The 25956-nt window shown below is 62.2% G+C and carries 17 protein-coding genes, 1 pseudogene and 1 other annotated feature; of the genes and pseudogenes, 6 read left to right on the forward strand and 12 right to left on the reverse strand.

Features of this window, described 5'->3' with window-relative positions:
* Nucleotides 1-145: 145 nt before the first annotated feature.
* Both L8G49_RS17725 and L8G49_RS17730 read left to right on the forward strand, forming a co-directional pair.
* Nucleotides 146-466 (forward strand): DUF2218 domain-containing protein, encoded by a 321-nt coding sequence (locus L8G49_RS17725; protein WP_242187060.1) that lies wholly within the window; start codon nucleotides 146-148, stop codon nucleotides 464-466.
* Complete coding sequence (locus L8G49_RS17730) at nucleotides 463-1671, forward strand: bifunctional alpha/beta hydrolase/OsmC family protein (protein ID WP_242187061.1); 1209 nt, start codon at nucleotides 463-465, stop codon at nucleotides 1669-1671. The genes L8G49_RS17725 and L8G49_RS17730 overlap by 4 nt, the downstream gene beginning before the upstream one ends.
* Nucleotides 1672-1715: 44 nt before the next feature.
* Here L8G49_RS17730 and L8G49_RS17735 read toward each other — a convergent pair whose 3' ends face one another.
* Entirely contained in the window at nucleotides 1716-2213 is a 498-nt protein-coding gene (locus L8G49_RS17735) for a DNA starvation/stationary phase protection protein (protein ID WP_242187062.1), read from the reverse strand.
* 31 nt (nucleotides 2214-2244) lie between these two features.
* A complete protein-coding gene (locus L8G49_RS17740; protein WP_242187063.1) occupies nucleotides 2245-3048 on the reverse strand; it encodes an SDR family oxidoreductase in 804 nt (267 codons plus the stop codon).
* Between the two features lie 351 nt (nucleotides 3049-3399).
* Between L8G49_RS17740 and L8G49_RS17745 the strand changes: the two genes are divergently transcribed.
* The 3 genes and pseudogenes from L8G49_RS17745 (at nucleotide 3400) to L8G49_RS17755 (ending at nucleotide 6486) form a co-directional block, all read left to right on the forward strand.
* Nucleotides 3400-4608 carry a hypothetical protein gene (locus L8G49_RS17745; protein ID WP_242187064.1) on the forward strand — a complete coding sequence of 403 codons (1209 nt, stop codon included), beginning with the start codon at nucleotides 3400-3402 and terminating at the stop codon, nucleotides 4606-4608.
* Between the two features lie 205 nt (nucleotides 4609-4813).
* Nucleotides 4814-6047: pseudogene (locus L8G49_RS17750) on the forward strand (IS3 family transposase).
* Nucleotides 5100-5216 (forward strand) — a sequence feature (AL1L pseudoknot). Its footprint overlaps the pseudogene before it by 117 nt.
* Nucleotides 6013-6486 carry a DUF417 family protein gene (locus L8G49_RS17755; protein WP_242187065.1) on the forward strand — a complete coding sequence of 158 codons (474 nt, stop codon included), beginning with the start codon at nucleotides 6013-6015 and terminating at the stop codon, nucleotides 6484-6486. Before L8G49_RS17750 ends, L8G49_RS17755 begins: the two are co-directional and overlap by 35 nt.
* 470 nt (nucleotides 6487-6956) lie before the next feature.
* Here L8G49_RS17755 and L8G49_RS17760 read toward each other — a convergent pair whose 3' ends face one another.
* Together L8G49_RS17760 and msrB are read right to left on the reverse strand one after the other, a co-directional pair.
* Nucleotides 6957-7757 carry a Type 1 glutamine amidotransferase-like domain-containing protein gene (locus L8G49_RS17760; RefSeq protein ID WP_242187066.1) on the reverse strand — a complete coding sequence of 267 codons (801 nt, stop codon included), beginning with the start codon at nucleotides 7755-7757 and terminating at the stop codon, nucleotides 6957-6959.
* Between the two features lie 486 nt (nucleotides 7758-8243).
* A complete protein-coding gene (gene msrB, locus L8G49_RS17765; protein ID WP_242187067.1) occupies nucleotides 8244-8693 on the reverse strand; it encodes a peptide-methionine (R)-S-oxide reductase MsrB in 450 nt (149 codons plus the stop codon).
* A 685-nt stretch (nucleotides 8694-9378) separates the two neighbouring features.
* Between msrB and L8G49_RS17770 the strand changes: the two genes are divergently transcribed.
* Nucleotides 9379-10320 carry a YeeE/YedE thiosulfate transporter family protein gene (locus tag L8G49_RS17770; RefSeq protein WP_242187241.1) on the forward strand — a complete coding sequence of 314 codons (942 nt, stop codon included), beginning with the start codon at nucleotides 9379-9381 and terminating at the stop codon, nucleotides 10318-10320.
* A 210-nt stretch (nucleotides 10321-10530) separates the two neighbouring features.
* Here L8G49_RS17770 and L8G49_RS21125 read toward each other — a convergent pair whose 3' ends face one another.
* The 8 genes from L8G49_RS21125 to L8G49_RS17810 form a co-directional block, all read right to left on the reverse strand.
* The gene (locus tag L8G49_RS21125; protein ID WP_242187068.1) at nucleotides 10531-12690 is read right to left on the reverse strand and encodes a sensor histidine kinase; all 2160 of its coding nucleotides are present in this window, start codon (nucleotides 12688-12690) and stop codon (nucleotides 10531-10533) included.
* Nucleotides 12691-14361: 1671 nt separating this feature from the next.
* A complete protein-coding gene (locus L8G49_RS17780; RefSeq protein ID WP_242187069.1) occupies nucleotides 14362-17412 on the reverse strand; it encodes a sensor histidine kinase in 3051 nt (1016 codons plus the stop codon).
* A 754-nt stretch (nucleotides 17413-18166) separates the two neighbouring features.
* A complete protein-coding gene (locus tag L8G49_RS17785) occupies nucleotides 18167-18832 on the reverse strand; it encodes a sigma-70 family RNA polymerase sigma factor (RefSeq protein ID WP_242187070.1) in 666 nt (221 codons plus the stop codon).
* 217 nt (nucleotides 18833-19049) lie between these two features.
* Nucleotides 19050-19841 carry a histidine kinase dimerization/phosphoacceptor domain -containing protein gene (locus L8G49_RS17790; RefSeq protein ID WP_242187071.1) on the reverse strand — a complete coding sequence of 264 codons (792 nt, stop codon included), beginning with the start codon at nucleotides 19839-19841 and terminating at the stop codon, nucleotides 19050-19052.
* On the reverse strand, nucleotides 19816-20187 hold the full coding sequence (locus L8G49_RS17795; RefSeq protein ID WP_242187072.1) for a hypothetical protein: 372 nt from the start codon (nucleotides 20185-20187) through the stop codon (nucleotides 19816-19818). The genes L8G49_RS17790 and L8G49_RS17795 overlap by 26 nt, the downstream gene beginning before the upstream one ends.
* A 110-nt stretch (nucleotides 20188-20297) precedes the next feature.
* Nucleotides 20298-21059 carry an ATP-binding protein gene (locus L8G49_RS17800; RefSeq protein ID WP_242187073.1) on the reverse strand — a complete coding sequence of 254 codons (762 nt, stop codon included), beginning with the start codon at nucleotides 21057-21059 and terminating at the stop codon, nucleotides 20298-20300.
* A 455-nt stretch (nucleotides 21060-21514) separates the two neighbouring features.
* Nucleotides 21515-22150: a response regulator transcription factor gene (locus L8G49_RS17805; protein WP_242187075.1), complete on the reverse strand. Its 636-nt coding sequence runs from the start codon at nucleotides 22148-22150 to the stop codon at nucleotides 21515-21517.
* A gap of 500 nt (nucleotides 22151-22650) precedes the next feature.
* A complete protein-coding gene (locus L8G49_RS17810; RefSeq protein WP_242187077.1) occupies nucleotides 22651-25701 on the reverse strand; it encodes a sensor histidine kinase in 3051 nt (1016 codons plus the stop codon).
* Nucleotides 25702-25956 lie beyond the last annotated feature (255 nt).

Raw genomic sequence — 25956 nt, forward strand, 5'->3', positions numbered from 1 at the left:
CCGTTGCCGGTCGACCGAGTCCAAAAGCGTCCTGGCGCCGGGACGCGACCGGATGGCGGCACGCGGCGAACAACCGTACTCGGCGGCAGTCGCGTAACCTCCGCCAACCTTCGAGCGAGCAACCTCATAGGAAAGGGAGCATTACATGGAATTGGAAGCGCGCGTATTCACCCCGCATGCCGGCGACTACTTGGCTGGTCTCGTCAGCCTATGGAAGCATACCTATCCGGCTCGCAGCGACGCTCTGCGGGCCGAAGTCAATCTTTGGCATCTAAAGCTCGCCATGACGGCGGACGAGCAAAGCCTCAGTCTGCGGCTCGTCGGCAAGGCGCCGGGGGATATCTGCGCCGCACGCGCGGTCGTCGAGCGTCATCTGATCCGTGTCCGCGCACAGCAGGCGGAGGCCGGCTTGTCGATCGATTGGCACGAGGTAGCGTTGCCATCTTTCGCCAGGGCCGCGTCGTGACGACGCGCGGGGAGTTCCGCTTCGCGGGCGCCTCTGGCACCATGCTCGCTGGCTTGGTCGAGCAACCCGAAGGCGTCGCGCACGGCTGGGCCATCTTCGCACACTGTTTTACCTGCACCAAGAGTAGCCTGGCCGCGGCGCGGATCAGCCGGGCGCTCGCCCGTGCGGGCATCGGGACCCTCCGCTTCGACTTCGCGGGCCTGGGGCGAAGCGGTGGGGCGTTCGCCGAGGGTGGCTTTGCCGCCGATGTTATGGACATCGCTGCGGCTGCCGCCGCGATGGCGGCAACGGGCATGGAGCCGTCGTTATTAGTCGGCCACAGCCTCGGCGGCGCAGCCGTGCTGATGGCCGCAAGTCAGCTACCCCAGATCCGGGCGGTGGCGACGATTGCGGCGCCGGCGAGCGTCGACCACGTTTTGCATCAGTTCGATCCCGCCGGCCTTGAGGCGATACTGGAGAAGGGCGAGGCGGAGGTGCTGATCGGTGGCCGCCCGTTCGTCGTCCGACGAAGCTTCGTCGAAAGCGTGAAAGCAGAAAGGCTCGAGGAAGCGGTGTCGCACCTGCGCCGTCCGCTACTTGTCCTGCACGCCCCGCTCGACCCATCGGTCGGCATTGAGAACGCAGCGGGCATTTATCAGGCTGCGAAGCACCCCAAGAGCTTCGTCTCCCTTGATGGTGCCGATCACCTGCTGACCAGGAGTCGGGACGCGGACTATGCAGCCGCGATGATCGCTGCCTGGGCGCAACGCTACTTTCCCGCAACCGAGGAGCCTGCTCGCCCGACCGAGCCGACCGTAGGCGTAGTCGCCGAGAATACAGGGCGGGGGCCGCTCCAGCTCTCCGTGCATAGCGGCGCGCACTCGCTCGTTAGCGACGAGCCGGAGGCAATGGGAGGATCCGGCACGGGCCTCGGCCCTTTCGAGCTCGTCTCCGCCGGCCTCGCCGCCTGTTCGGTGATGACGATGCTGCTTTATGCCCGCCGCAAGGGGTACCCGCTGGAGCGCGCTCGCGTCGTCGTCACGCATGAGCGCGACCGCGAGGCGATGCCGCCGGATATCTTCAAGCGCACGATCTCGCTTTTCGGCACGCTCGACGACGATCAGCGGGCGAAGATTGCCGCAATCGCCGACCGCTGCCCGGTCGATCTCATGCTGGTAAGGGGCTCATCGGTGCTGACCGACCTCGCGCCTGAAACAAGCCAATAGAACTGGTTGCCCGCGCCCGCCGTACGCGGGCGCGGGCACAAAAATTAGGGGCGGCGGCTGGTCTCGTGCAAGAACCAGGCGCGCTCCTCGGCCAGATCGGTCCAGCCATCGATCAGCCCGCTGCTGCCATTGTCGCCGGCTTCGTCCGCGAGCGCCTTCGCTTGGCGCAGCTCCGCGACGAGCAGCAGGTTGTCGTGGCGTAGCTCCTCCAGCATCGCCGCCGCTGCCGGGAAGGCGGCGTCGTTGTCCTCGATCGTCTGCCGGCGGGCGATATCGCCGACTGAGGTCAGGGTGGCGTTTCCGGTTTTCCGGACCCGCTCCGCGATCGCGTCGGTTGCGTCGAGGATCTGTGCCGCCTGCTGATCCAGCATCAGGTGATAATCCCGGAAATGCGGGCCAGACACGTGCCAGTGGAAGTTCTTCGTCTTTATGTAGAGCGCGAAGCTATTCGCCAAGACGCGGTTCAGCGCATCGGCGACGGTTGTTGCCCGGCTATTGGATGTGATCGCGGGAAGATGTGTGCACTGGACGAGATCGGTCATGGTGTCCTCAATTGGTTTGTGGGTTCACGGATCACAGTGCGCGGTGGCCGCGCACTGCGGTTTCCAACTCATGTTTGATGCCAAAGAAGCGCGCGTCGACCGCCGCAGGGTCGTCGCGGTTCAGCCGCAGCATCTCGGCGCGGCTTTCCTGTCCGCGCACGACGCTCAGCGCGTCCTCCGCAATGCCGGCGACGATGGCGGCTGCTACATCCTCCACCGGCTCCCGCCCGAACCCTAGGTCGGCACCGGCCTCATTGGTCTGCATCATCGGCGTGTCCGTGCCAGCCGGATAGACGGTCAGGACGTGGATGCCTTCGCCGTTGAGTTCGCGGCGGAGCGCCTCGCTGAACTGCGCCAGACCCGCCTTGGCGGCGGCATAGGTTGCGTAGAAGGGGATGCCGACCAGCGCGATGACCGACGAGATGTTGACGATCATCGCCTCGCCGCTCGCGCGTAGCGCCGGCATCGCATCGCGCGTCAGCAGGATCGGGGCAACCAGATCGATCTCGAGCATCGCCCGAAGATCATCCGCCTCGACCTGTTCCAGACGGCCGGCACGAACCCCGCCGGCATTGTTCACGAGGATGTCGAGCCCGCCAAGAGCATCAATCGCGTTCGCAAGCGTCCGCTTGCGGCCGTCGTCCGTTCCGACATCGGCAACCACTGCGGTGACGTCACCGTCCGGCCGCAGCGCATCGACTGCAGCATCGAGCCGGTCCGCGCGCCGCCCGGTCACGACGACGCGGGCGCCAGCGCGCAACAGTGCGCGCGCAACTCCGAAACCGATTCCGCTAGACCCGCCGGTGATCAAAACCCTTTTGCCGCGCAGATGCATCGTCGTCTCCGTCAGTTAATCTCAATGAGGACGCGCCCCATGCGCTGTCAGCGTTCATCTCCAGTCTCGCGATGTGACCGGCAGCGGTTACATCTACTTTCCATCTAACTGACCAGACTCCGATAGGTGGGCTCCTACTGATAATGTCTTCGCGTCCTGCGACGATACTCTCCAGGGTGAAAGAAAAGAGAGTGCCTCGTCGCTCATCTCGTAACCGATCCGCCGGGCCCACCGAGCAATGGAAGCGCCTCTGCGACGGTTCCGGAACGTGATCGGGCCAGGGAAGCGCAGTTGTTCGAACGCGCTCTTTCCCAAGAGCCTTTTCACCAGAGGAAGTTAGCTATGCGACCTGTGACACCCTATATCCGCTCGTCTCTTTGTCTTGCACTCGCCGGCATGGTCGGCTTGCCAGGCATCGCTCAGGCTACTGTCGTGAACCGTGGCAAAGAAGGACCGCCGCTCTCCGAAATCCGGCCGGCGCCGAAGTCCATTTACCCCGATCAGACAACGGTCACGGCGCAGCCGTCGCCATCCGAGGTCGATCCCGCTTTTCTGGGCCCCGTGCTGCTGATGAAGTCGGGCATCGTCGATCTCGAGAACGGCACGGTTACGCTGCCCCTGCGACGCGGTCGCCTCGCGTCGGGACAGACCGTCTGGTCGGTTCTGACGGACGTCACCGACGAGGGCCTGGCGAAGCTCTATGGCGTGAACTACGCTCCCAAGATGGCCTACGGTCCAACCGGCAAGGCCCTCCGCAAGGGGCACATCGAGCAGGATGGCTCGATCGTGTTCGAGTCCGGCAAAGTCGACTTCTCGCCCGAGCACTCGGTCACGCCCGGTGCGGCTCCCAATGCCTTCCCGCCGAAGGCGGCGCAGGCGGGGTCGGTCGGCGACGCGAACTATTCGCCGATGGTCCGCCTCGATGACGGAAACGCGATCTTCAACATGCCGATGGTCTCGTTCAACACTTCGGAAGCGACGCTCAATCAGATGTGCGACGGCGACGTCGACAATAAGCTGGTCGAGGACAAGGTGGTCAAGATCTGCCCGCGCGATGGCACCGTCACGCTCAAGCTCACGCTCGGCTACACCTTCGGCAAGCCGATATTCTATCTGTCGACCGAGGCAAACGACATGACCATCGCGGCGCTCGAGGGCGCGACCTACACGCCCGCGCTCAAGAGCCTGCCGTTCGCCCTCGAGGACGCCTCGGTCGGCGAAGCCGCCGAGCGGATCTACGCCTTCGCCAACGGGCCCACCGGGATCGACAATCCGTTCCGACAGGGTGTGAACAGCGCGCTGTCGGACGCCGGCAGCCACGGCCCGCTGAATGTGCTGGGAGGCATCCCGACCATCAACCTGGATTACAGCCCGATGTGGCGCCTGTTCCCGGTCAAGTGGACGGACGCCTCGATCGCGAAGGGCTATCGCACAAAAATGACCGACGCCATCCAGATCGAAGACGCCGGGGCGCGGGGCCTCATCGAGAGCATCGCAGGCGGGCCGCCGAAGCCGGTCGGCATCATCATCAACTGCCCGGTGGTCTACCGGGTGAACTGAAGCAGAGGCGGCGACGCGTCACGGCGTCGCCGCCACCGCTCGGGCGTCGCCGGCCGGCGACGCCGCACATAATTGCAGCGAGGAGACGTGTCATGGTCGATGTCGAGACCTGGCGGCGGCGGTTGTCGCAAACAGGCGCCGTGATCCTGCGGTACTGAACCGCCCCGGGTTTGTCGGAGGCTCCAACTCCTGAGAAGGTGGAGCGATGACGAGCAAGACGACGAACAAGTTTGCGCCCGAAATCCGCGAGCGGGCGCGGTACGGATGGTTTTCGATCACGAGCGTGATCACCCGTCCAGATGGGCGACCGTGGTATCGATTGCCGAGAAGATCGGCTGCGTTCCGCAGACGCTGCATGAGTGGGTGAAGAAGGCCGAAGTCGACAGCGGCAAGCGTGGCGGTGTCCCGACCGAGGTGGCCGACAAGGTGAAGGCGCTGGAGCGCGAGGTCCGTGAACTGCGGCAAGCCAACGAGATATTGCGCAAGGCATCGGCATATTTTGCGCAGGCGGAGCTCGACCGCCCGTTCCGGCGATGATCGCTTTCATTGACGATCACCGCGATGCCTATGGGGTCGAGCCGATCTGCCGTGTCCTGCCGATCGCCCCATCCACCTATTACGAGCACGTCGCGCAGCGACAGGATCCATCGCGTCTGTCGGCACGGGCGCGTGAGGATCTGATCCTCAAGCCCGAGATCGCTCGCGTGTTCGCGGAGAACTTCGCGGTCTATGGCGTGCGGAAAGTATGGCGGCAGATGATGCGGGAGGGCTTTGCAATCGCCCGTTGCACCGTCGAACGACTGATGCATGAGATGGGCTTGGCAGGCGTGATCCGCGGCAAGCCGGTGCGTACGACCATCAGCGACAAGGCGGCGCCGTGCCCGCGCGATCACGTCAATCGCCAGTTCTTCGCGCCAGCGCCGAATAGGCTTTGGGTGTCGGACTTCACCTATGTCGCGACGTGGGCGGGGTTCGTCTACGTCGCCTTCGTCATCGATACCTACGCCAGACGGATTGTAGGCTGGCGCGCCAGCAGGACGGCGCACGCCAGCTTCGTCCTGGATGCGCTCGAACAGGCGCTCCATGATCGCCGTCCGACCCATCGGGGCGGCCTAGTCCATCATAGCGACCGCGGATCGCAATACCTGTCTATCAAGTACACCGAGCGCCTCGCCGAGGCCGGCATCGAGCCGTCGGTCGGCAGTGTCGGCGACAGCTACGACAACGCTTTGGCCGAGACGATCAACGGCCTGTACAAAGCCGAGGTGATCCACCGGCGCGGACCCTGGCGCAGCTTCGAAGCTGTCGAGTACGCCACCCTCGAATGGGTCGACTGGTTCAACCATCGTCGGCTGCTGGAGCCCATCGGCAACATCCCGCCTGCCGAAGCCGAAGATCAATATTATGCTGCCGCGGACAACATCGATATGGCAGCATGACTCACAACCAAAGGCCTCCGGCAGACCCGGGGCGGTTCAGTACAGCCTGGTGCTAATTTTTTTGGGCTACGGCCTCTTTAAGTTCACAGCCGAAGAGGCCGCTGCCATTGCGCCTCTGACCCAGCACAGCCTGGCCTTCTTCTGGCTCAATCCCGCGCTGGGACCGAGAACAGGCTCTGCGCTTGTCGGTTCTGTGGAGGTGGTCACAGCCGTGCTCATTGCCCTGCGCCGGCCCTTTCCGTGGCTGTCGGCAGCCGGCAGCATGCTTGCTGCGTTCGCGCTCCTGAACACCCTAAGCTTCCTGTTCACGACGCCGGGCCTGCAACCGACCTCGGTCAATGCCGGCTTCCTGCTCAAAGATCTGACGTTGCTCGGCGCAGCGCTCTGGACCGCAGGGGAAGCTCTCGTCGCGGCCAAGCCATCTTCGGTCTTCGCCTGACCGGCGGCAGCGAGCTGTAAACCGCGAAAGAAAGGCAGAGGCGGCGACGCGTCACGGCGTCGCCGCCGCCGCTTGGGCGTCAGCGGTTTGCAGGGCGCGCGGCACCCTTCCGTCATGAACGTGGGCGCGGCCTGGGCTAGGCCGGATTGACCGAGCTCATATGCAACGATCTCCGCGCACTCAGAAAAGAGCGAGCGGCTCCGCTTTATGGTTCTCGCTACCGCGAGAGTTAAGTGCCAGGCGGCCTGCGGTCGCATATCTCAGATATCGATCGCTTACCAAGCTTCTGGCGCTGGCTCGCCTTCGGCCCAATGATCGCCAGCGTCGAGGATATCGGACTTTGCGGCGAATCTAGCTGCCGCACAGATCGATCGACCAGCTAATCAACTGCCTCCACGAGAATGCTCCAATTCGAGCTGAAGATCACCTTCCTGAGTGGGAGGCGCCAGCGAAACCAGGATCTGCGCCGTTCAGCCAAGATACCGGACGGGAAGCTGCCGTTCGTTATAGCCTGAAGGGGTTTTGACGACCAGTGAGGCCTTCCCCTCTTTCGTGACGGAAACCAGCTCGGTCAACCTTGTGCCGCGATAGACGGCAGCCACCGTCTCGTCGAGGGCGAGACCTGGGCTCTTGAGTGAGCCGTCGGCGATCATTTCACGGAACTTAACGGCGCGGTCGGGCCTGACTTCGTGATGAACGTCGGCCGATCCAGATAGGATGCCCAGACCGCCCACTGAGCTGAGCGTCGGCCGGTAGCTGTCCGTCAGACCCGTCTCGTACCAGCACAGGGCACCCGCACTCGCCCCCGACATGACCACGCCCGCCTTCCAGGCTTCGACGAGCGCCTTGTCGAAACCCCATTCCTTCCAGAGCGCCATAAGATTACGTGTCGATCCGCCGCCGACGAAGACCGCGTCGACTCCCATCAGAAAGTCTAAGAAGTTCAAGGTCGCCGGCTTGAATATGTCGAAAGATACGATCCTGAACGGTAACGACGACATGTCCTGCTTGAAGGACGCCAGGTCTTCTGGCCAGTCACCGCCAGCGTCTCCTATATAGCAGATCGTCGGATCAGGTTTAGCTAACAGGGAAAGCAGCATCCGGCCGAAATAAGGGCGACCTGGCGTTCCGGGGAAGTCGCCTCCCGTGGCGAGGACCGTGGGCGTAACGCTCTTGGGTGTGACCATCCCGGGGAGGCGGGCGGTCAGACCCGCCTGGGACTCGAAAACGAGAGCGCCTGACGCGGCGAGTACGTCGCGGCGACTAAACATTATACCTCATCACCTTGATGTCCGTTCTGACACCTCAAGGGCGTCCTAGCGTCGGAGAGTGAAAGCCCGTCATCGATCTCACGCATGGCGACGCCTCCGCGGTCTAGGCCCCAGAACCACAGCGCGATGCTGTCATATTTGCACATCGTCGCGCGTTCAGGCTGTGCGCACGAGGTGCGGCAGTACGCCGGAATAACATGGCAGACGGTACACACTGGTTGCGGTCTTTCAGGCCTCGACCCCGCCGGGCCGCGAGGTTGGTGTCACCCTATCAGACGGCGCCATACGCCGATTCCCGACAGGCTGCCGCCATGAATGGAGGCGCTAGCCCGTGCCGGGGCCGCTGCATCATTGTGCAGCGGCCCCGGCCTCGCGGCCCGGGTGATCCGCTGAGTCGGCACGCACTCCCGGATTGCTCGGTTGCGAAGTCACGCCCTGCCGGGTTGGTGCCAGAGCGGTCTGCAGTTCGCGTCGCGTATCTAGGCATCAAGGCACGTCTTGGACCTGCGGCAGATAGTCACCATAACCCTGCTCCTCCATGTCTTCGCGAGATACGAAGCGCAGCGAGGCCGAATTGATGCAGTAACGCAGACCGCCACGATCGCGAGGACCGTCAGGGAACACGTGGCCCAAATGACTGTCGCCATGCTTAGAGCGCACCTCCGTGCGGGTCATCCCGTGAGTCGAGTCGCGCAATTCCGCGACGTTTGCGGACTCAATGGGCTTGGTGAAGCTTGGCCATCCACTATTGGACTCATACTTGTCCGAGGACGCGAAGAGCGGCTCACCCGACACGACGTCGACGTAAATGCCAGCTTTTTTGTTGTGTAGGAGAGCACCGGTTCCGGGGCGCTCGGTGCCGCTCTTCTGCGTGACACGAAACTGTTCGGGCGTCAGCGACGCGACGGCTTCATCCGACTTGGTGTAGGCGACCATTACTCTTTCTCCATTCTTGATGTGCGAACTGCTTGCCCCCTCCGGTAATTAAACAGATTTGGGGCTGAGGCTGTCGAGCACTGTCTGGCGGTGCCGTTTGCGTGGTGCGTACGTTTTGCACGGCATGGAGCCCGTCAGCGGGCTGCTGGTTCGCTGACGCTATCCTGCCCCGCTCCATCGGCTCCTCGTTTTTGTCGGCCCGACAGTACCCGGGATCGAACACCCGTCGCGCGCGGCACATCGATCTATTCGGGGGAGCCGAGAACGAGGTTACACTCCGTCTGTCGTTAAACTGCCTTGCCCTGCTCAAGAGGCACAAACTTCGTCACAACGAAGTGGTTCAAAGGCCAAAGAACAGCGCCCGGCGAGGTTGTCGGCGGGGCGAAGCGCGACCGAGCGAGGCCGTCCCATTTTCCGACAACGGCCGCTGCACGGCGCCGTAACCCATCTCCGCCGCTGAGCGAGTGAGAAGGGGATAGGTTGGGAGCCGGACCATGCGAAATGCCGGATTGGCTGCCATACGCACTACGGTTTCCCGCTACAGATTGACGGTTCGCCGGCCCTGTCGGTCCGAAGCGTTGCGTGCGACGGTGGCGGATCAAAGGTTTACGAGCGATCGCGCCCCTTCGCGTGTCAGCATGTCCCGCATGGCTGCCGCAGCTCCCACCTCGCCCGTCTTGGCGTGATGGTGCCGGTGGCGCTTGCGATGGGACTGGCCTTTGCCATAGGTTACGGGGCACAGCGCGGTGGTCTGTGCCTTGTCACCGGGATTGAGCAGCTGCTCGACCGGCGCTCGGCGCGGCTGCTTCTGGCCTCTTCGCGAACGAGTATCTGGTCGATCGTCGTGACGGTCGCGATTTTTTGGCTGGTGCCGTCTGCTCATTTCAGCGCGACCTACGCGATCGCCAGCGCGACCCTGTTCGGCGGGATCCTTTTTGGGGCCGGGGCTGCGATAAACGGGGGCTGCGCCTTCGGCACACTGACGCGCCTCGGAGCGGGCGATTTCAGCTTCGCTTTGACGCTCGTCGGCATCGCGATCGGTATCGGTGCCGGCCACTGGATCTTACCGGATGACCCTGGGCGGCAACTGGGACCGACATTACTCGCCAGTCCAAGTCCGATCGGTATAGCCGTGCTGCTCGTGTCGGTGCTCTTCTGCGCGCGTGAGGCACTGACCCGCTGGACCTGCCCGGACGCCGGCCATTGGCCGCCCGAATATTCCGCAATTCTAATCGGCACCACCGGAGGTGCCCTTTACGCTCTTACCGGCAATTGGTCTTTCACGCTGTTGCTGCAGCGGGCTTCTGTCCCTGAAAGCACAGCGGCACTAAGCCTGCCGATTTCGTTTCTGATCTCAAGCGCAGCGCTGGCAGGCGCGATCGCGGCGGCCGTGAGCTCGCGGGAGTTTAGACCACGTATTGCTTCGAGTTCGCTCCCGCGGCGATTGGTTGGTGGTACGATCATGGGTTTCGGCGGCACTCTCATCCCCGGTGGGAACGGCGTTCTGCTGCTGGAGGCCATTCCCGCGCTCTCTCCCCACGCCGTTCCTGCTTATCTGGCGGTCCTTGCTGGCGCGGCGGCGGCCATCATGGCTATGCGCACGCTCACAGGTCCGCGCATAGCCTAGAACAAAGAGCGTAAGCAGAAAGTCGATCAGCCTGCGGGCTCGAGCGCTGACGGACGAGCTGTCGCGGGCGAGACGGCAAGGATCGTCGCCAGCACACCCGCCTTGAGCCACCGCGATGCTCGTCCGGTATGTGAGTGATACCCGCCGATCGCGCATTCGAGACAAGCGGGCAAAGCATTGGTGGGCAGGGGGTAATGTCAGGTCCAACAGCTAGGAACCGACCTCCGCAGAAGCTTGAGCAGGTCCTTCGGAACGCCGCAACCAGAGCCGAATAAACGACCTGACTGGTCCAGACCGGCCGACGAATGCGGCTTTGCCAGGGACGACCAGGATAATCTCGGTTCCCATTGCCGAGCTCGAAATCGTCAGCTTCGCCTCGATGTGCTCGGCGCGCTCGCGCATGCCTATCAAACCGAAATGGTCAGCTTTGCCGGCTCTTAGCACTTCGTCGTTCATGCCATGCCCATCGTCGCGAATGCGCAGGGTCAAGCTACCGGCATAATCGACTGCGACGTGGATGTGACTGGCCCCGGAGTGGGCGCGGGCGTTGCGGATCGCCTCGACGCCGATCCGGTGGATCTCGTCGCGCACGATCGGATGAAGTTCGCGCACTGCGCCGGTGACATCGACGTGCGTTTCCGGCTCCCGATCGGTCCGACCCTCGAGGGCGGCCAATTCGAAGGCGTCCGCCAGATGATTGGCCTCGACGGTGGAGGAGCGAAGGGATCGCACCGCAGCGCGGCCCTCGTCGGCAGCGCTCCCAAGCCACTCGGACAGGCGCGTGAGCACAGCACGCCCTTCGGGAATTGTGCTGAACGTCTGCCCGCCCTCTGCTAGGAGCTTGCTGGCCAGCACGGTTTGCATCAGCGTATCGTGCAGGTCTCGGGCAACGCGCGTACGCTCCTCCAGCCGGTCGTCGAAACGGAGGCGCATCAATTTCGCGTAGGCGTTCAGCCTCCATCGCACCGCTGCCGCGATCAGCCCCAGCATTATTACGACACCGAGCGTTCTGAACCACCACGTCTGCCACCAGGCCGGTGGGACCACTAGGGTGACGGAGGCGCCTCGTTGGTTGCACACGCCGTCCTTGTTGCAGGCGGTGACCTGGAAGCGGTAGGTGCCCGGCGGCAGGTCGTTGTAGAAGGCTTGACGTCGGTTGCCGACGTCAGTCCACTCCAATTCGTGGCCGAATAGGCGGTAGCGGTAGTCCAGTAGGTCTGGCTGTAGGTAGCTTAGGCCGGCATAGTCGATCTCGAGGTTGCGTGTCAGTTTGGGCAACGTGATCTGCGCCGCGATGGCGAACATACGCTGGTCCGCACCGATGCGCTGTATCTGCACCGGTGGTGCGATCTGGTTGACTGGTATACCGCCTGGATCGACCTCGTAAGCGGCGCCGCCATCGGCAAACCATAGCTTGCCGTCGTTCGATCGTACTAAATACGACGCCTCGTTACCGAAATAGCCTGAGGCGGGACCGTAGGTCCTTACCCGGACGCGGTAACCGGGTTGGTGCTGCCAGCGGATCAGCTCACCCGCCGGCACCTCGACAAGACCGCACTGCGTCGTAAGCCAGAGGTCACCGGGCCTGTCGGCTGCTACGCCATAAAGGTCGTCGCACGGTAGCCCGTTCCCCACATCGAGGACACGTGTCCGGCCGTCGTTCAGCCATGCCGCGCCCTGCGCCGTCGCGAGCCACGCCTCCCCTGGCGCAACCGGCAGGATTTGCAGGATTGGTCCGCGCGCTTCCCTGTCCAAGCTGGCGATCCGTTTGAAAACGCCGTCGCGCAGACGGTAGAAGCCGTATTTGGGAATCGCGACCCACAATCCGCCCGTCAGATCGGAGGCGGTCCGAACGATCATCCCGCGCCCCTTGCCGGCCGGCGACATTATACGCCGCACTTCCCCATCAGGGTCGAAACGCCAGAGCCAGCTACGGGGGGGGCTTTGTTCGTCCTGGCCGGCAATCCAGACACGGTGCAAGGTATCTTCGGCAATCTCCGAAACGCCATGGGGTGCCGGATCGGATCGGGCAACAGGAAGGCGACCCTGCTTGCCGCTGAACGTCAGCAGCTTTGCGGAGGTCGTGAACCAGATGCGCCCGGTGCTGTCAGTAAAGATCGTCCCGCGACTTCCATCTCCCGCCACCCTGGCGAACAGGGAAACCGTTCCGTTTCCCGAGATCTTGTCGATCGACGACCCGCCGTTCGTGAAGATGCCGCCGTCCGGGGCCGGCGTGACCCAGGTAACTCCGTCACTCGACAAGCCTTCCCGGACGGTGAAGGGGGTGATCGGCAAGTCGAAGAACTGATCGATTCCGCGGGCCGTTACCACCCAGACCGATCCTTCTCGATCCTCGGCGATGTAGTTCACGGTGTCGCTACTGAGGCCCTCAAGATGGCTGAATCGATCCACATGACCGTTGACTATCCGATAGAGACCGCGATCATATGTTCCAAGCCACACAGACCCATGTCGATCTACGCTAAGGCTCCAGATATTCAGACGGCGGGCATCAAAACCCGGAGCGCTGAACCGCTTCCAAGTCTCGCCCCGGAAGTTCCAGAGACCTGATGACGTACTCCCAGCTGCAACGCTGGCCCAAAGCGTGTGGTGCGCATCATAAGAGAGACCTGTAACTGGTGCGTTGGCGCTGCCTATGGGATAGACACGACTTTTGCGACCGGGCGTCCAGCGACAGATGCCCAGATGTCCTCCGGCCCATATGTCTGGGCCATCGCCAACGGCTATTCCCCAATTCTCGGAACAGGGAATCCCGTCGCGCGGACCGTAACATCGGAGGTTCGCATGCCCGATAGAGCATATGGTTAAGTCGCGGCTACTCCCCAACTTCCCGACCCAGACCCGGCCTTCTGCATCTTCCGCGAAAGGACCGGGAAGGTTCATCGGCATTGCATACTTGAAGTATGCGCCATGCGAGATTCGGAAGAGCCCGTTCCTCGAACCGACATAAAGGTTGCCGTCGCTCGCGCCGAACAGTTCCTCTATCAAACCGAATTTGGCAGCAGTCCCTTGTTCGGGCTCCCAGCGTCGGAATTGCTTGCCGTCGAACCTATACAGACCGTCTGCGGTCCCGACCCAGATTTGACCATCGGTCGTTTGTGCGATGCTCGAAGGTTCACGTTCTAGGCCTGCTTCGCCAACGCGCCACGTGCGATGGCCATATTGTGTAATGGTGTGCGCTGGATCGACCGCCCAGGCGATGCTGGGCCGAGCGGCCAGCGCCGCGATCATGAAGAGGGCGCACAGACGCAGCAGAACACCTGGTAGAAATGTACTTCGCAGCGAAGCTCTCGATCCTCCTTTAACGGTCACGCCATGGCCGACTGCCGATGCTCGTCGTGCTGCAGGAGCGATGACCATCGATCGCTGATCGCGGTGCGGCGCGGCGTCCGGCCAATGTGCGATCGCCGTCTGGGCAAAACGGGGACGAGGGAGCGGGACGAGGCGAGCCTACATCGAAGCTGCCACGGTGCCCGCGCCTGCTCCGCCTCGCGAACATCAGCAAGGTTATCAGGCAGGTGTCGGAAGCGACCCAGCGGTGCGCAAACGCCCCAACATTCAACTCCATAACGGCAAGCAGGTAATTCGATGTTGTGGTCATCATAGCGATCTTTAGCTTTTCACTCGCCTCGGCTGGGCGCCAGCGTTTTCCCAGGCCAAGACGCACCTTTGGACGCATGTGCACCGCAGAGAGACGGAACAGCCCACTTTCGCGTTAAGACTCGACGGCGCTTAGGCTCCCACGCCCGACCGGACGAGAAACGCCGCCCCAAAGGCCGCCTCACGGGGCGGCCGGGATCGAGAAGCTGCGCTGAAGCTGCGGCATCGCTGCAAACTTGCCCTTGCATCGGAAGCCATCAATCAGCCGTCAGTCGGCAAACACGCGTTGCCGACCAACCATTGCGGCACTGTCCTATGCGGGTTCAGGGGCTTCAAAGAAGATCAGGTCCGTGAGCGATACCCGCCGCTCGCGATATCGAGACAAGCGGGCGAAGGCATCGGCGGGGCAGGGGGCTACAGCTAGGACCCGACTTCCGCAGAAGCTTGAGCGGGCCGTTCGAAACGTCGCAACCAGAACTGAACAAACGACCTGACTGGCCCCGGCCGACCGACGAACACTGCCTTGCCAGGGACGACAAGCGAGAGCTCGGTCCCAGTTGCCGAGCTCGAGACTGTCAGCTTTGCCCCGATGTGCTCGGCGCGCTCTCGCATGCCTGGTAAGCCGAAATGGCCGGCCTTTCCAACTCTTAGGACATCGTCATCCATGCCATGGCCGTCGTCGCGAATGCGCAGGGTCAAGCTATGATCATAATCGATTGCAACACGGATATGGCTCGCGCCAGAGTGAGCGCGGGCGTTACGAATCGCCTCGACGCCGATCCGGTGAATCTCGTCCCGCACGATCGGGTGAAGTTCGCGCAACTCGCCTGTGACACTGATGTGCGTTTTCGGCTCGCGGTCGGTCCAACCCTCGAGGGCAGCCACTTCAAAAGCACCGGCAAGATGGTTGGTTTCGACGACGGAGGAGCGAAGGGATTTTACCGCAGCGCGGCCCTCGTCGGCAGCGCTTCCAAGCCACTGTGAAAGACGGGTGAGCACAGCACGCCCTTCGGGCACAGTGTTGATCATCTGCCCGCCCTCCGCGAGGAGCTTGCTGGCCAGCACGGTTTGCATGAGCGTATCGTGCAGGTCTCGCGCCACGCGGGTGCGCTCTTCCAGCCGATCGTCGAAGCGAATGCGCATGGATTTCGCGTAGGCGTTCAGTCTCCAGCGAGCCGCTGCTGCGATCAGGCCCAGCATGATCGCGACACACAATGTTCTGAACCACCACGTCTGCCACCAGGCCGGCGGGATCACCAGAGTGATCGAGGCGCCCCGCTGGTTGCAGACGCCATCCTTGTTGCAAGCGGTAACCTGGAAGCGGTAGGAGCCAGGCGGCAGATCATTGTAGAAGGCTTGCCGCCGATTACCAGCATCGGTCCATTCCCGTTCGTGCCCGAACAGTCGATAACGGAATTTCAGCAGGTCCGGTTGAATATAACTGAGAGCAACATAGTCGATTTCTACATTACGCGTCAGTTCTGGCAACACAGCTTGGTGGATCGCGGTGAAGTCCCGCTGGTCCGCTGTCAGACCTTGTATCTGTACTAACGGCGGCAAGCTGTTAACCGGAATGTGCCCCGGATCAATCTCGTAAACCTCAGAGCCCCCGGTGAACCACAGTGCCCCGTTCGCCGATCGCACCAGATCAGACCCCTCGTCGCCGGAATACCCTTGGGCGGGACCGAACGCTACGACCTGGACGCGGTAGCCTGGCTGCCGTTGCCATCTGGCAAGCTCCGACGCCGGTACTTCAACCAGATCGCATTGCATCGTGAGCCAGAGATCACCCGAAGCATCGAGCGCCGCGCCGACGGCTTCGTCACATGGCAGTCCGCCATCGGCGTTCAAGACGCGCGTTCGGCCATCCTTGAGCCATGCCGCCCCCCGCAGCGATGTAACCCATGCCTCTCCGGGTGCGACCGGCACAATCTGCTCGCCTATTTTACGCGTCTCGGCATCAAGGCTCGGAATGCGTTTGAAGCTGCTCCCGTCATAATGAAAGAAGCCTTGTTTCCAGACGAGAACCCAAAGACCACCCGCCAGATCGGACGCGATCCGATAGAAGCCAGGCCCCGTCTTCGCTGGCGATTTAATCTTTTGATCTCGTCCGCCCGGATCGTTGCGCCAGAGGCGGCTCGTATATGGCGCAGCTATGTCAGTACCGACTGTCCAAACATGATGCAGTTTATCCTCTGCGAGAGCCCAGATCGTCTTTGATGAACTGCCGGTCACATCGGTGACCCGACGGGGCCTTCTGCGATCAAACAGCAGAAGCTTCGTCGTCGTGCCGACCCAAATCCGCCCACGACTGTCGGCAAGGAGGTTATTCGGCGTACCTGCTTCGGCGTAAGTGGTGACCAAAGATGTCTGCCCATTTCTAGCGACCCGCTCAATGGACTTCATGCCAGCAACGAAAACGGACCCATCGGGTGCTGGACTAATTACATGAAGCCCATCACGTAATCCCTCGCGGGCCGTGAAGCGGGTGATTGGCAGGTCGAATAGCTGATCGAGTCCACGCGCCGTGGAAATCCAAATTGATCCTTCCTTGTCCTCGAAGATGTAGCTGACGGAGTCACTGCTCAGGCCGTCGAGGTGGTCGAAATGCTCGACGCGACCGCCGCTCAGCCGATACACGCCGTGAGCAAGGGTGCCGATCCAGAGTGAACCGCGCCGATCCTCTAGAAGGCTCCATATATCCAGGCGTGTGCTGTCGAAACCGGGTACGCGGAACCGCTTCCACGTGCCGGCCTCGAAGTGCCAGAGGCCGGTTTCTGGACTGCCGGATCGCACGCTCGCCCATAGCGAATGGTCAGCACCGTAGATGATCTGCGTGACCGACGCTCCCGCACCGCCAAGTGAGTAAATGCGGCTCTGCCGCCCCGGACTCCAGCGGCAGATGCCGAAAGGTCCACCCACCCAAAGTTCACCTCCTCCGGCAGCGATGCTTTCGCCCCCGGAGCAGTGATAGCCAGCGTTCGGAGAGTAACAGTGCAACCTTGTGCGCCCGATCGAGCATATGCGGGCCTCGCGCCGATCTCCCAAATGCGCGAGCCACACCCTGCCGGCGCTGTCCTCGGTGAACGGGCCCGCTTCGTTCAGAGACCCTCGATAGGTGTAGTACTCGTTGTGGGAGACTCTCGAGAGACCGACAAGCGATCCCGCAAACAAGTCTCCGTTTCGGGCTGCAAGAAGATGGCCGACAAAGCCAGCGGCGACCGGTGCCCAACTGACCCTTTGCCATCGCAGGAATTGTTTGCCGTCAAAGCGAGACAGGCCGTTCGTTGTTCCGACCCAGAGGACCCCGTCAGTCGTTTGCGCCAGGCTCAGCGGCTCATGGTCGAGGCCCGCGTCGCCAACCCGCCACACCCGATGCCCATATTGCGTGATGGCTCGCGCAGGATCGACCGCCGACGCGGCACCGGGCAGGGCGGCCGCCGCGACCATCACTAAGACGAGACGACGCATCAGAGCGAGCAGGGGCAACGCGACACGAAGCGCGGATGCTAATCCTCCCCCGTTATTCACACCCATCTAAACCGCTGACTCTTGTCCATATCTGGAGCGCAGGAGCCAAACCACGGGTCGTCGATCGACGCGGCATGTGGCGGCCGTTAAACAGTATGCAGACGACACTTTGGCCTGGCGTCACGGGATCCGTAGCCTTGCCTGCACGGGAGCAATCGCTCGGGAATTTAATACCACGAGACCTTTTCCGTGTGTCGCCCTTGCCGCATCTCGAACGAACGGCCCGTAGGGCGCCGCAACGGTCAAGGCACCCAAGCCGTTGGGTGCTGATGCCCCTTCGGCTATGTTGGTGCGACCACCGCCCGTGAAGATACACGGGCCGCTGGCGCCGCTACTGGTGGAGCCGTCCAGCCTGATCTCGGCGGTTCTCGCTCGAACCTCAGTTACGTAGCGTCGCGCGTCCGTCGGGCAAGCGTGCCCGTCCATCCCAAAGATAGGAGCGGCAGCCGCATCGACCTGTAAGGCAGCGGGCGAGTAGTTCATCGTACAACCCCAGCGTAGGAGACCGAGTATTCCGTTCGGCTGACCGCACGCCAGCCTTTGTTGGGAAAAACCGCGCATTTGGACGCATTCGCACGCGCGCTGGACGAAACGGCACGCATCCGCGCTGCGGTCCTGCGTTGCTGCCGCCTTGGGACGACCCGCGATGCGCTCAGCCTGCAAACCTTGGGACTGCACGAGGGCCTTCGAGCCGCTACCGACACTCAACCAACATGTCCGGACCGGCGACGATCCCGGACAGCTTCTTCAGGGCGCGGTGAATATTGACCTTCACGAGCGACGGTGACTGTCCCGTCACCGCTGCCGCTTCCAGTATCGACGCCCCTTCAATTTTGACGAGCCGAACCACCTCAGCTTGCGCCGGACGCAAACGCTCGATCAGATCTCCCAGAACGATCCGGCTGCGGATTGCGGCGCCATGATCCTCAACTAGAAAGACGGCGTCAGGGTCGAGTTCCGTTTCGCGATACTGCCGGCGAAGGCAATCCATCCATTTGTGCCGAGCGATCGTCGCGACCCACGGGAGAAACGCTGCCTTCACCTCATAGGTGTACCGGCGATTGTGGACCGCCAGCAGGACCTCCTGCGTGGCGTCGTCGGATGCGCTTGGCGTCAGGCGGCGCCGGAAATATCGCTGGAGCCATGACGTCAGTTCGCGCAGCAGCATATCATATGCTTGATCGTCGCCGTCGCGCGACGCCACCATCATCACGCCCCACCGGTCCTCCGTCCCATTTGACGACGTGAAGGAAGCGGATCCCGTTGACCTTCGGCGGCCCGCGACTGCGGGATCGGCTGTTGGAGGCTGATGCTCCCGGCTCCGCTCGGACGACCTGCTCGCGACGTTGGTGGCAATCATGATTTCAGGCTCCTTTGATGCGAGAGAAGGACCGCAGGGGGGGTACAAGGCTTGTGAAGTGCAGCCGACCTGCGCGGCAGCGATCTGCCGGTGCGAACAGGCATGCTGGCGCGCGCGGAAAGGATGGCCGAGGCCTTCATAATGGGCCGATGCAGCGCCGGCGTTATCCGTACTCGGCGAGCTCGGCGGATGCCGCCTGATCTGACCACTGCCTGTTTCAATGGCGCACATCGAGTGCCTCCATTGCCAATGCTTTGGAGACGGTCCGGTCCATTATTGAAGAAAGTTGTGCGGGATCGGCGTCGTGTGGCCGACCGATGGCGCGCCCTTCGTGCCCTGTGAGAGGAAGAGTGACTTGCGCGCAGTAGCCCTGACGGTCGACGATGCACGCATCTCCTCCCAGGCTCGCAGAGAGGGCGGAAACGACCCGCGATGGTTCGGGGGGACGCTTTGAGATAGGGCCGGCCGCACTGTCCTGTGCCTCGATGACGAGCTGACCATGAGAGACGTGCAGATCCAGACGGATCGATCCGGATGCAGTCGATCTTAGGCTGTGCTTCAAGCAGTTCGTCAGCAGCTCGGCGACGATAAGTGCTACTTGGGAGAGCCACCTTTCCGGCAGGTCGATGGCGTCCATACCCACATGGATCGTGTCGGATCGACCGAATGCAGCGACGAGATTCATCCCCAGGGTCGAGCAATGGTCGGCGAAGCAGCCGGATGGCGGCATTGCGAGTTGACGATGGACGGCCGCAAACGCCGCCAGCCTGTCGGCGAGATCGTCCAGGATGGGCGGTAGATCGTTGATCTCACGGACGCGGCTGCAACGGTGCGCAAGTGCGGAAATGACTTGAAAACTGTTCATCACCCGGTGGTGGATCTCCGTCACGAGGAGAGCTGTGCCATTTTCCTCAAACATTGCGTTCGCGTCCTTGTTCGTCGGCATCACCGCAGTGACCGGCCCGATGTGAGAAAGGGTGGAGTCACCGGCCATGGGGCGACCGATCACGGAGCGTCACAAGGCCGCTCTGCAGTGTCCAAGCATCGATCGACCACGCTCCGGGGCCGAGAAGCGCGAGAGCGATGCCCTCGACCGCGAGTGGAGCATAGAAAGGCGAAACGACCCGGAGAGCGATCGAAAGCAGGCCCGCGATGGCGAACAGCGATGCCGCGAGGCGGGTGAAAAACCCTCCGGCAAGTAGGCACGCCAAGACGGCGACCAGGATGGAACCTCCGGGGGAAAGAGCGCCGCAGTAAGCGGAGATGAAGGCAAGCAGCCCGGATAAAGAGAGGCGCATCAGCATGAGCGCCACGCCCGATGCGCCTGAGGGATAGTCGAGGAGAATGATCTTCATGCAGTAATGATGGGCGCACGGTTCGAAAGCGGGCAGCCACGGGTGAGGGGTCTATCGGTTACCCTTTTAGGCAATGCCCCCGGTTTAGATCAGGCGAGGGGTAGTGTGCGCTACAGGGAGGCGCAGTCAGATGATGCTGCCCCATTGGCAAAGGCGTCTCGCGCCGGCACAGCAATACTCAGGATCGTGCCCAAACCGATCCGAGACTGAATCGTAAGGTCTCCTTGGAGTTTTGTTGCGCGTTCATGCATCCCGGCTACCCCATGATGCTCTTGCCGGAGGGCTTCGGGGTCGATGCCGCGGCCGTTGTCCTCAATTACTAGACGAAGGTAGCTGGCCGCGTAGATCAGCGACACCTGCATCCGACTTGCATCAGCATGGCGGCAGGCATTTGAAATCGCTTCTCGAGCGATTTCGGTAAGCTCGTGGGCAATCCCGGCGCGGAGTTCGCGCGGCACGCTCGGCACAAGAAGCTTGATCCTCATCTTTCCGTCTAGGCAGCTATCGTCGGCCAACCGCTCCAACATTCTCGGCAGGTCACCATCGCCGAGCCGTAGATTGCGAACCCGCTCCCGTCCCTCGATCAGCATGGCGTCGGCACGCGCGAGGGCGTCATCGATAAGCGCAGAAGTCCTATGTGTCGAAGACGTCTGATCCTTTATGATCTGAAAGCGCAGCACGAGACCATGCAATCCCTGCAAGAGATTATCCTGAAGCTCGCGCGCGGTACGCTCCCTTTCATCAAAACGCAGTTCGAACTGCTGTTTAATCAGTTCTGCAACCCTCTTAAGACGAAAGGCATAAAGTAGTTGCCCGATCATCAATACAGACAAGAGAAACAGGACTATTATAACTGGCTTGATGTTGACCATATTACACCTAGTCCGACCGACGAAGGCGCGCGCGGGTGCAGCCCTCTGATTGCATCAAAGACGCAAGGTTAACGGCGGGTTGTTCAGCTGGTGAGTTAATGAGGTAAGTCCGATGGTGCGACGTCGAAGCGCTCTGTTGCGTAACGCCTAGTTTACGGAGATCGGGGCAACCCTGAGTGTCAGGCCGGATCAAGATCCGCGCGGCCTGGTCGATTTCCGGGCGTGAGCAGCGCAAAGACAACACGGTCGGACTGAATCTGTTGGCCGGCCGCGCCTCAAGATTATGCTGTCGGGCTTGCAAAGCTGAAGCTGACGTCGGGTCTGGCCATAGGCCCAGAACCACTGCCGCCGCAACAAGCCTCAGGGCGAGGACTCGAGCGCGCAAAGGCGTCCGTTCCAACTCTCGTAAGAGCGTTCTATCACGTACTATTTTACGCACCCAGACCGCACTACGATCAGAGATCGATAATGCCGCGCCGCGCGGCCACGGTCACCGCTTGCGTCCGGTCCACTACGTCCAATTTGGCAAAAATGTTCTTGAGATGTGCCTTCACCGTGTCTTCCACAATGTTCATCTCCACTGCGATACGCTTGTTCGCGCGGCCCCGCGAAACGTGGCGCAGCACCTCAAGCTCGCGCGTGCTGAGCTGCTCGTGATCGGAGTACAAAGCGATTTCGGTGGCAACCTCGGCCAGCACACGCCGACGCCCGGCGTGGATCTCCCGGATCGTGTCCAGCAACTCCGTGCGTAGAGCGCTCTTGAGGAGATAGCCTGCGGCACCTGCCTTAAGCGCAGTGACGGCACGGTGGTCTCCTGCGTAGGTAGTCAGAACTATGATCCGCGCGTTGGGATGACTTGCTTTGATAGTCCTAATTGCCTCGACTCCGTCCATGCCGGGCATCTGCAGGTCCATCAATGTCACGTCAGGGCGCAATGCACTGTACAACTCGACCGCTTGCCTGCCGTTCTCAGCTGTGCCGATTACCTGCATGTCGGGTTGATGATCAATGATCGCAGAAATGCCTTCGCGCAGCATCGGGTGATCGTCGACGGCCAGCACCCGGATGACAGATCTGCCCGAAACTGACACGTCTTTCCTCCTGCTCGGAACCAAGCCGAGTATACTGGTAGAAGCTCAGCTACGCTACGTAATCACCCAAAAGGGTATGTGGTCCAGCCGCTAGAGCCATATCTCTGCGACGATGACAGACACGCGCCCCGACATTAGCCGGGCGACGTGTTGCACTAGGGCCAAAGGGCGAGCGCGCGGCATGGCGGCGGCACGGCCACCTCTGTCGCGCGCACCGGCGAGCGACGGACGAGCACCTTGCCAGCGCATAGACCTGGCAATGCTTGTCGCCAGATCGAGGCGGGCGCAACGGGTGTTCCAGACTTGGCGTCTCGGGAACATCACGATACAGCAATGCGTCGGTGCAGCGGGGCAGGCCGCCCCATCGGATCACCAGCGATGCCGGCACCCGAGCCGTGTGGCTCCGGTGCCGTTCCGATCCCCACCTTCACCAATTCAATTGTGCTGTGCTCACGGTTTGTGGACCGATCCATGGGCATGGCGCAGGAAATTGCCTCTCGCTAGCTATCGCGGGCGGCCGCGAATGCTCGAGTGGGCATCCTGAAGCCTTGGCGCCAAAGTCGGCCGAAAGATTCAAAGAACGTCGGCTTACCGGCATACGCCACGTTGCCGGGGACGACGAGCGCGATTTCGGTCCCACTCGCCGTGCTCGATATGACAAGTTTACCTCTGATGTGCTCGGCCCGCTCGCGCATTCCGACCAGGCCGAAGTGCCCCGCCTTGCCTCGCTTTAGCACATCCTCGTCAACGCCGTGCCCGTCGTCACGGATGCGCATAGTGAAATTGTGTGCGTAATCGAGCGTGAGACGAAGATGGCTGGCGGCTGAGTGGACACGCGCGTTTCGGATCGCCTCGACTCCGATCCGGTGTATCTCGTCGCGGGCGATCGGGTGAAGAGCGCGTAACTCGCCTGTCACGTCGATGTGAAACGCCGGGGTTCCGCCGATCTGCCCTTCAAGCGCGGCCAACTCGAAGGCATCCGCCAGACGGTTGGTCTCCACCGTCGACGATCGCAGAGAATCTACGGCTGCGCGTCCTTCGTCGGCGGCATGCCCCAGCCACTCGGACAGGCGGGTAAACGCCGCCCGCCCCTCGGGAACGGTGTCGATCATCTTGCCGCCCTCAGCTAGCAGTCTGCTGGCCAACACGGACTGCATCAGGGTGTCGTGAAGATCGCGCGCGACGCGAGTCCGCTCCTCCAGACGATCGTCAAACCGAATTCGTGTAAGCTCGGCATAGGCGGTCAGCCTCCAGCGCACAGCCGCAACGACAAGAGCAATAGCCGCCAGGATCCAAAGCATCGTGAACCACCAGGTCTGCCACCAAGCCGGCGGTATGACCAAGATGATGGAGGCACCTCGCTTGTTGCAAACGCCGTCCTTGTTACAGGCGGTGACCTGGAAGCGGTATGAGCCAGGCGCCAAGTCGTTATAGAAGGCTGCACGACGGTTGCCGACATCGTTCCAATCCCGGTCGTGGCCGAACAACCGATAACGGAAGTTCAGCAGGTCCGGCTGGAGATAGCTGAGTCCGGCATAGTCGATCTCAAGGTTGTGCGTCAGCTTCGGCAGGACCGTACGAACCGCGATGGCGTAAGGTCGTTGATCCGCTGCAACTCTTTGCACCTGCACCGGCGGAGGCAGATCGTTCACCGGCATGCGCTCCGGATCGACCCTGTAGGCTTCTAAGCCCCCGGCAAACCACAATTGCCCGTCGTCCGACCGCACTAGACGGGACGTCTCGTCGCCTACATAGCCGGCGCCCGGGCCGAACAGGGCGGCATGGACCCGATAGCCCGGCTGCCGTCGCCAGCGGTCGAGTTCCGCCGCCGGGATCTCTACAAGGTCGCATTGCGTGGTCAGCCACAGACCACCGGCCTTGTCGAAAGCAACGCCATAGAGGCTGTCGCAGGGCAGGCCGCTCGAGACGGTCAGGACGCGGGTACGGCCATCCTTCAGCCACGCCAGACCTTTCTCCGTCGCGAGCCAGGCCTCTCCCGGCGCCACCGGTAAAATCTGCAGAACTGGCCTGCTAGCCACGGCGTCCAGGCTCGATATTCGGGTGAAGATCCCATCGTGCACATTGTAGAAACCGCGCTGGTAGACCGGAACCCACAACCCGCCCGCAAGGTCTGACGAAACCCGAAAGATGCTGTAGTGACCTGTCTCCGCCGGCGACACGACACGCTGAACGCGGCGGCCGTGATCGAAGCGCCAGAGCCACCCCCAAGGCGGGTTCTTCCAGTCTTGGACGACGGCCCAGACACTGTGGTGCGCATCTTCCGCCATGTCGAAGACGGCGCGCACCATCTTGTCCGCCTGGTCGATGGCCCGACGCCCCCGTTTGCGATCGAACATTATCAGCTTCGCATCGGCGCCGAACCAGACCCGCCCCGCCGTATCGGCCAGGACCGTTCCTCCGCGATCACCCCCCGGCGTATCGACGAAACGCGACACCATGCCTGTCGAGGAGATTCGGTTGATGACGGCGCCGTTGCTGGCCAAGATCGACCCGTCGGGCGCCGGCGTCAGCCAGCGTACCGCATCGCCCGACAAACCCTCGCGAGCGGTAAAGCGGGTGATCGGCAGGTCGAAGAACTGGTCGACGCCGCGCGGCGTCACAACCCAGATCGATCCTTCCCGATCTTGCATGAGATCGGACAACGAGTCGCCGCTCAGCCCATCTAGACGGTTGAAATGATCCACGCGCTCGCCGGCGAGCCGGTATAGGCCCTGCCCGTGCGTGCCGACCCAGAGAGCGCCGTGTTGATCGGTCAGCAGCTTCCAGATGTTTAGATGCCCGCTGTTCAGGAGGGGACCTCCAACGTGCTTCCAAGCATTCCCCGCAAACGACCAGAGACCGGTCGTTGTGCTCCCAGATGCGACTGCAGCGAAGAGCGCGCGTCGCGCATCGTAAGTGATGGCCGTGACTGGCGCCCCGACGCCCCCAAGAGGATAGACCCGCGTCGGCTTACCGGGTCTCCAGCGGCAGATGCCCGAGTAGCCGCCCGCCCATATCTCGGATGCCTCGCCAACCGCGATTCCGTAGTCACTCCAGCAAGGAACGCCATCTCGCGTGCCGTGACACTGCAGGGTCGTGCGCCCGATCGAGCAGAACGCACTCGAGTCGCTGTGATGCCCAATCTTTCCTAGCCAGACCGTCCCGTTCCGGTCCTCCGTGAACGGACCGGGCTCGGTCACAACATTTGGATATTTGAAGATATTTCCCGCGTGAATCCTATAAAGACCGTGTTGCGACCCGATGTAAAGATCACCGTTGCGGGCTGCAAACAAGTTCACCACATCGTGCAAGACGACCTGCGAGCTCGGTGTCGGCGTCCAACGGGTGAACTGCTTGCCGTCGAATCTATAGAGGCCGTCGGTGGTCCCGACCCAGATTTGACCATCGGGCGTTTGTGCGATGCCCTTCGGCGAAGTCTCAAGTCCGGCATCGCCTATTCGCCAGACTCGATGGCCATACTGGCTGATGGTATGTACCGGATCGACCGCCATGGCGCGACCGGGCAGAGTCGCCCACATCGCGGTCATCATCAACGCGAGAAGGCGGACAATCACGTCGGGCTTGCCAACGACACCCACACCGTCGCCCGATGAGCGGAAGTCCTCACAATACGAGTGGCTCTGCCTGGCTTGGTGCAGGTGACGGCGTTAATGCCGGTTATGACGCACTCGCCGCAGTTCATCGGACAGGCGAAGTCTCGCTTGCCGGAGACCGCGCTCTGGCTACAGCATGTGACTCCCGGTGCCGCTCGTTCAGTCGCCGATCGCGATCCTTGCCTTAGCTCT

It is taken from the genome of Sphingomonas sp. CARO-RG-8B-R24-01 (genome assembly GCF_022662295.1).
In the GTDB taxonomy this organism is placed as follows: domain Bacteria; phylum Pseudomonadota; class Alphaproteobacteria; order Sphingomonadales; family Sphingomonadaceae; genus Sphingomonas.

What these genes read in the sequence shown, in the direction of transcription:
- L8G49_RS17735 (WP_242187062.1), bottom strand. Translation starts at nt 2,213, where the DNA reads ATGACCGATCTCGTCCAGTGCACACATCTTCCCGCGATCACATCCAAT.
- L8G49_RS17760 (WP_242187066.1), bottom strand. Translation starts at nt 7,757, where the DNA reads ATGTTTAGTCGCCGCGACGTACTCGCCGCGTCAGGCGCTCTCGTTTTC.
- L8G49_RS17725 (WP_242187060.1), top strand. Translation starts at nt 146, where the DNA reads ATGGAATTGGAAGCGCGCGTATTCACCCCGCATGCCGGCGACTACTTG.
- L8G49_RS17780 (WP_242187069.1), bottom strand. Translation starts at nt 17,412, where the DNA reads ATGCGTCGTCTCGTCTTAGTGATGGTCGCGGCGGCCGCCCTGCCCGGT.
- L8G49_RS17770 (WP_242187241.1), top strand. Translation starts at nt 9,379, where the DNA reads ATGGTGCCGGTGGCGCTTGCGATGGGACTGGCCTTTGCCATAGGTTAC.
- msrB (WP_242187067.1), bottom strand. Translation starts at nt 8,693, where the DNA reads ATGGTCGCCTACACCAAGTCGGATGAAGCCGTCGCGTCGCTGACGCCC.
- L8G49_RS17785 (WP_242187070.1), bottom strand. Translation starts at nt 18,832, where the DNA reads ATGATTGCCACCAACGTCGCGAGCAGGTCGTCCGAGCGGAGCCGGGAG.
- L8G49_RS17740 (WP_242187063.1), bottom strand. Translation starts at nt 3,048, where the DNA reads ATGCATCTGCGCGGCAAAAGGGTTTTGATCACCGGCGGGTCTAGCGGA.
- L8G49_RS17755 (WP_242187065.1), top strand. Translation starts at nt 6,013, where the DNA reads ATGCTGCCGCGGACAACATCGATATGGCAGCATGACTCACAACCAAAG.
- L8G49_RS17800 (WP_242187073.1), bottom strand. Translation starts at nt 21,059, where the DNA reads ATGGTCAACATCAAGCCAGTTATAATAGTCCTGTTTCTCTTGTCTGTA.
- L8G49_RS17810 (WP_242187077.1), bottom strand. Translation starts at nt 25,701, where the DNA reads ATGATGACCGCGATGTGGGCGACTCTGCCCGGTCGCGCCATGGCGGTC.
- L8G49_RS17795 (WP_242187072.1), bottom strand. Translation starts at nt 20,187, where the DNA reads ATGAAGATCATTCTCCTCGACTATCCCTCAGGCGCATCGGGCGTGGCG.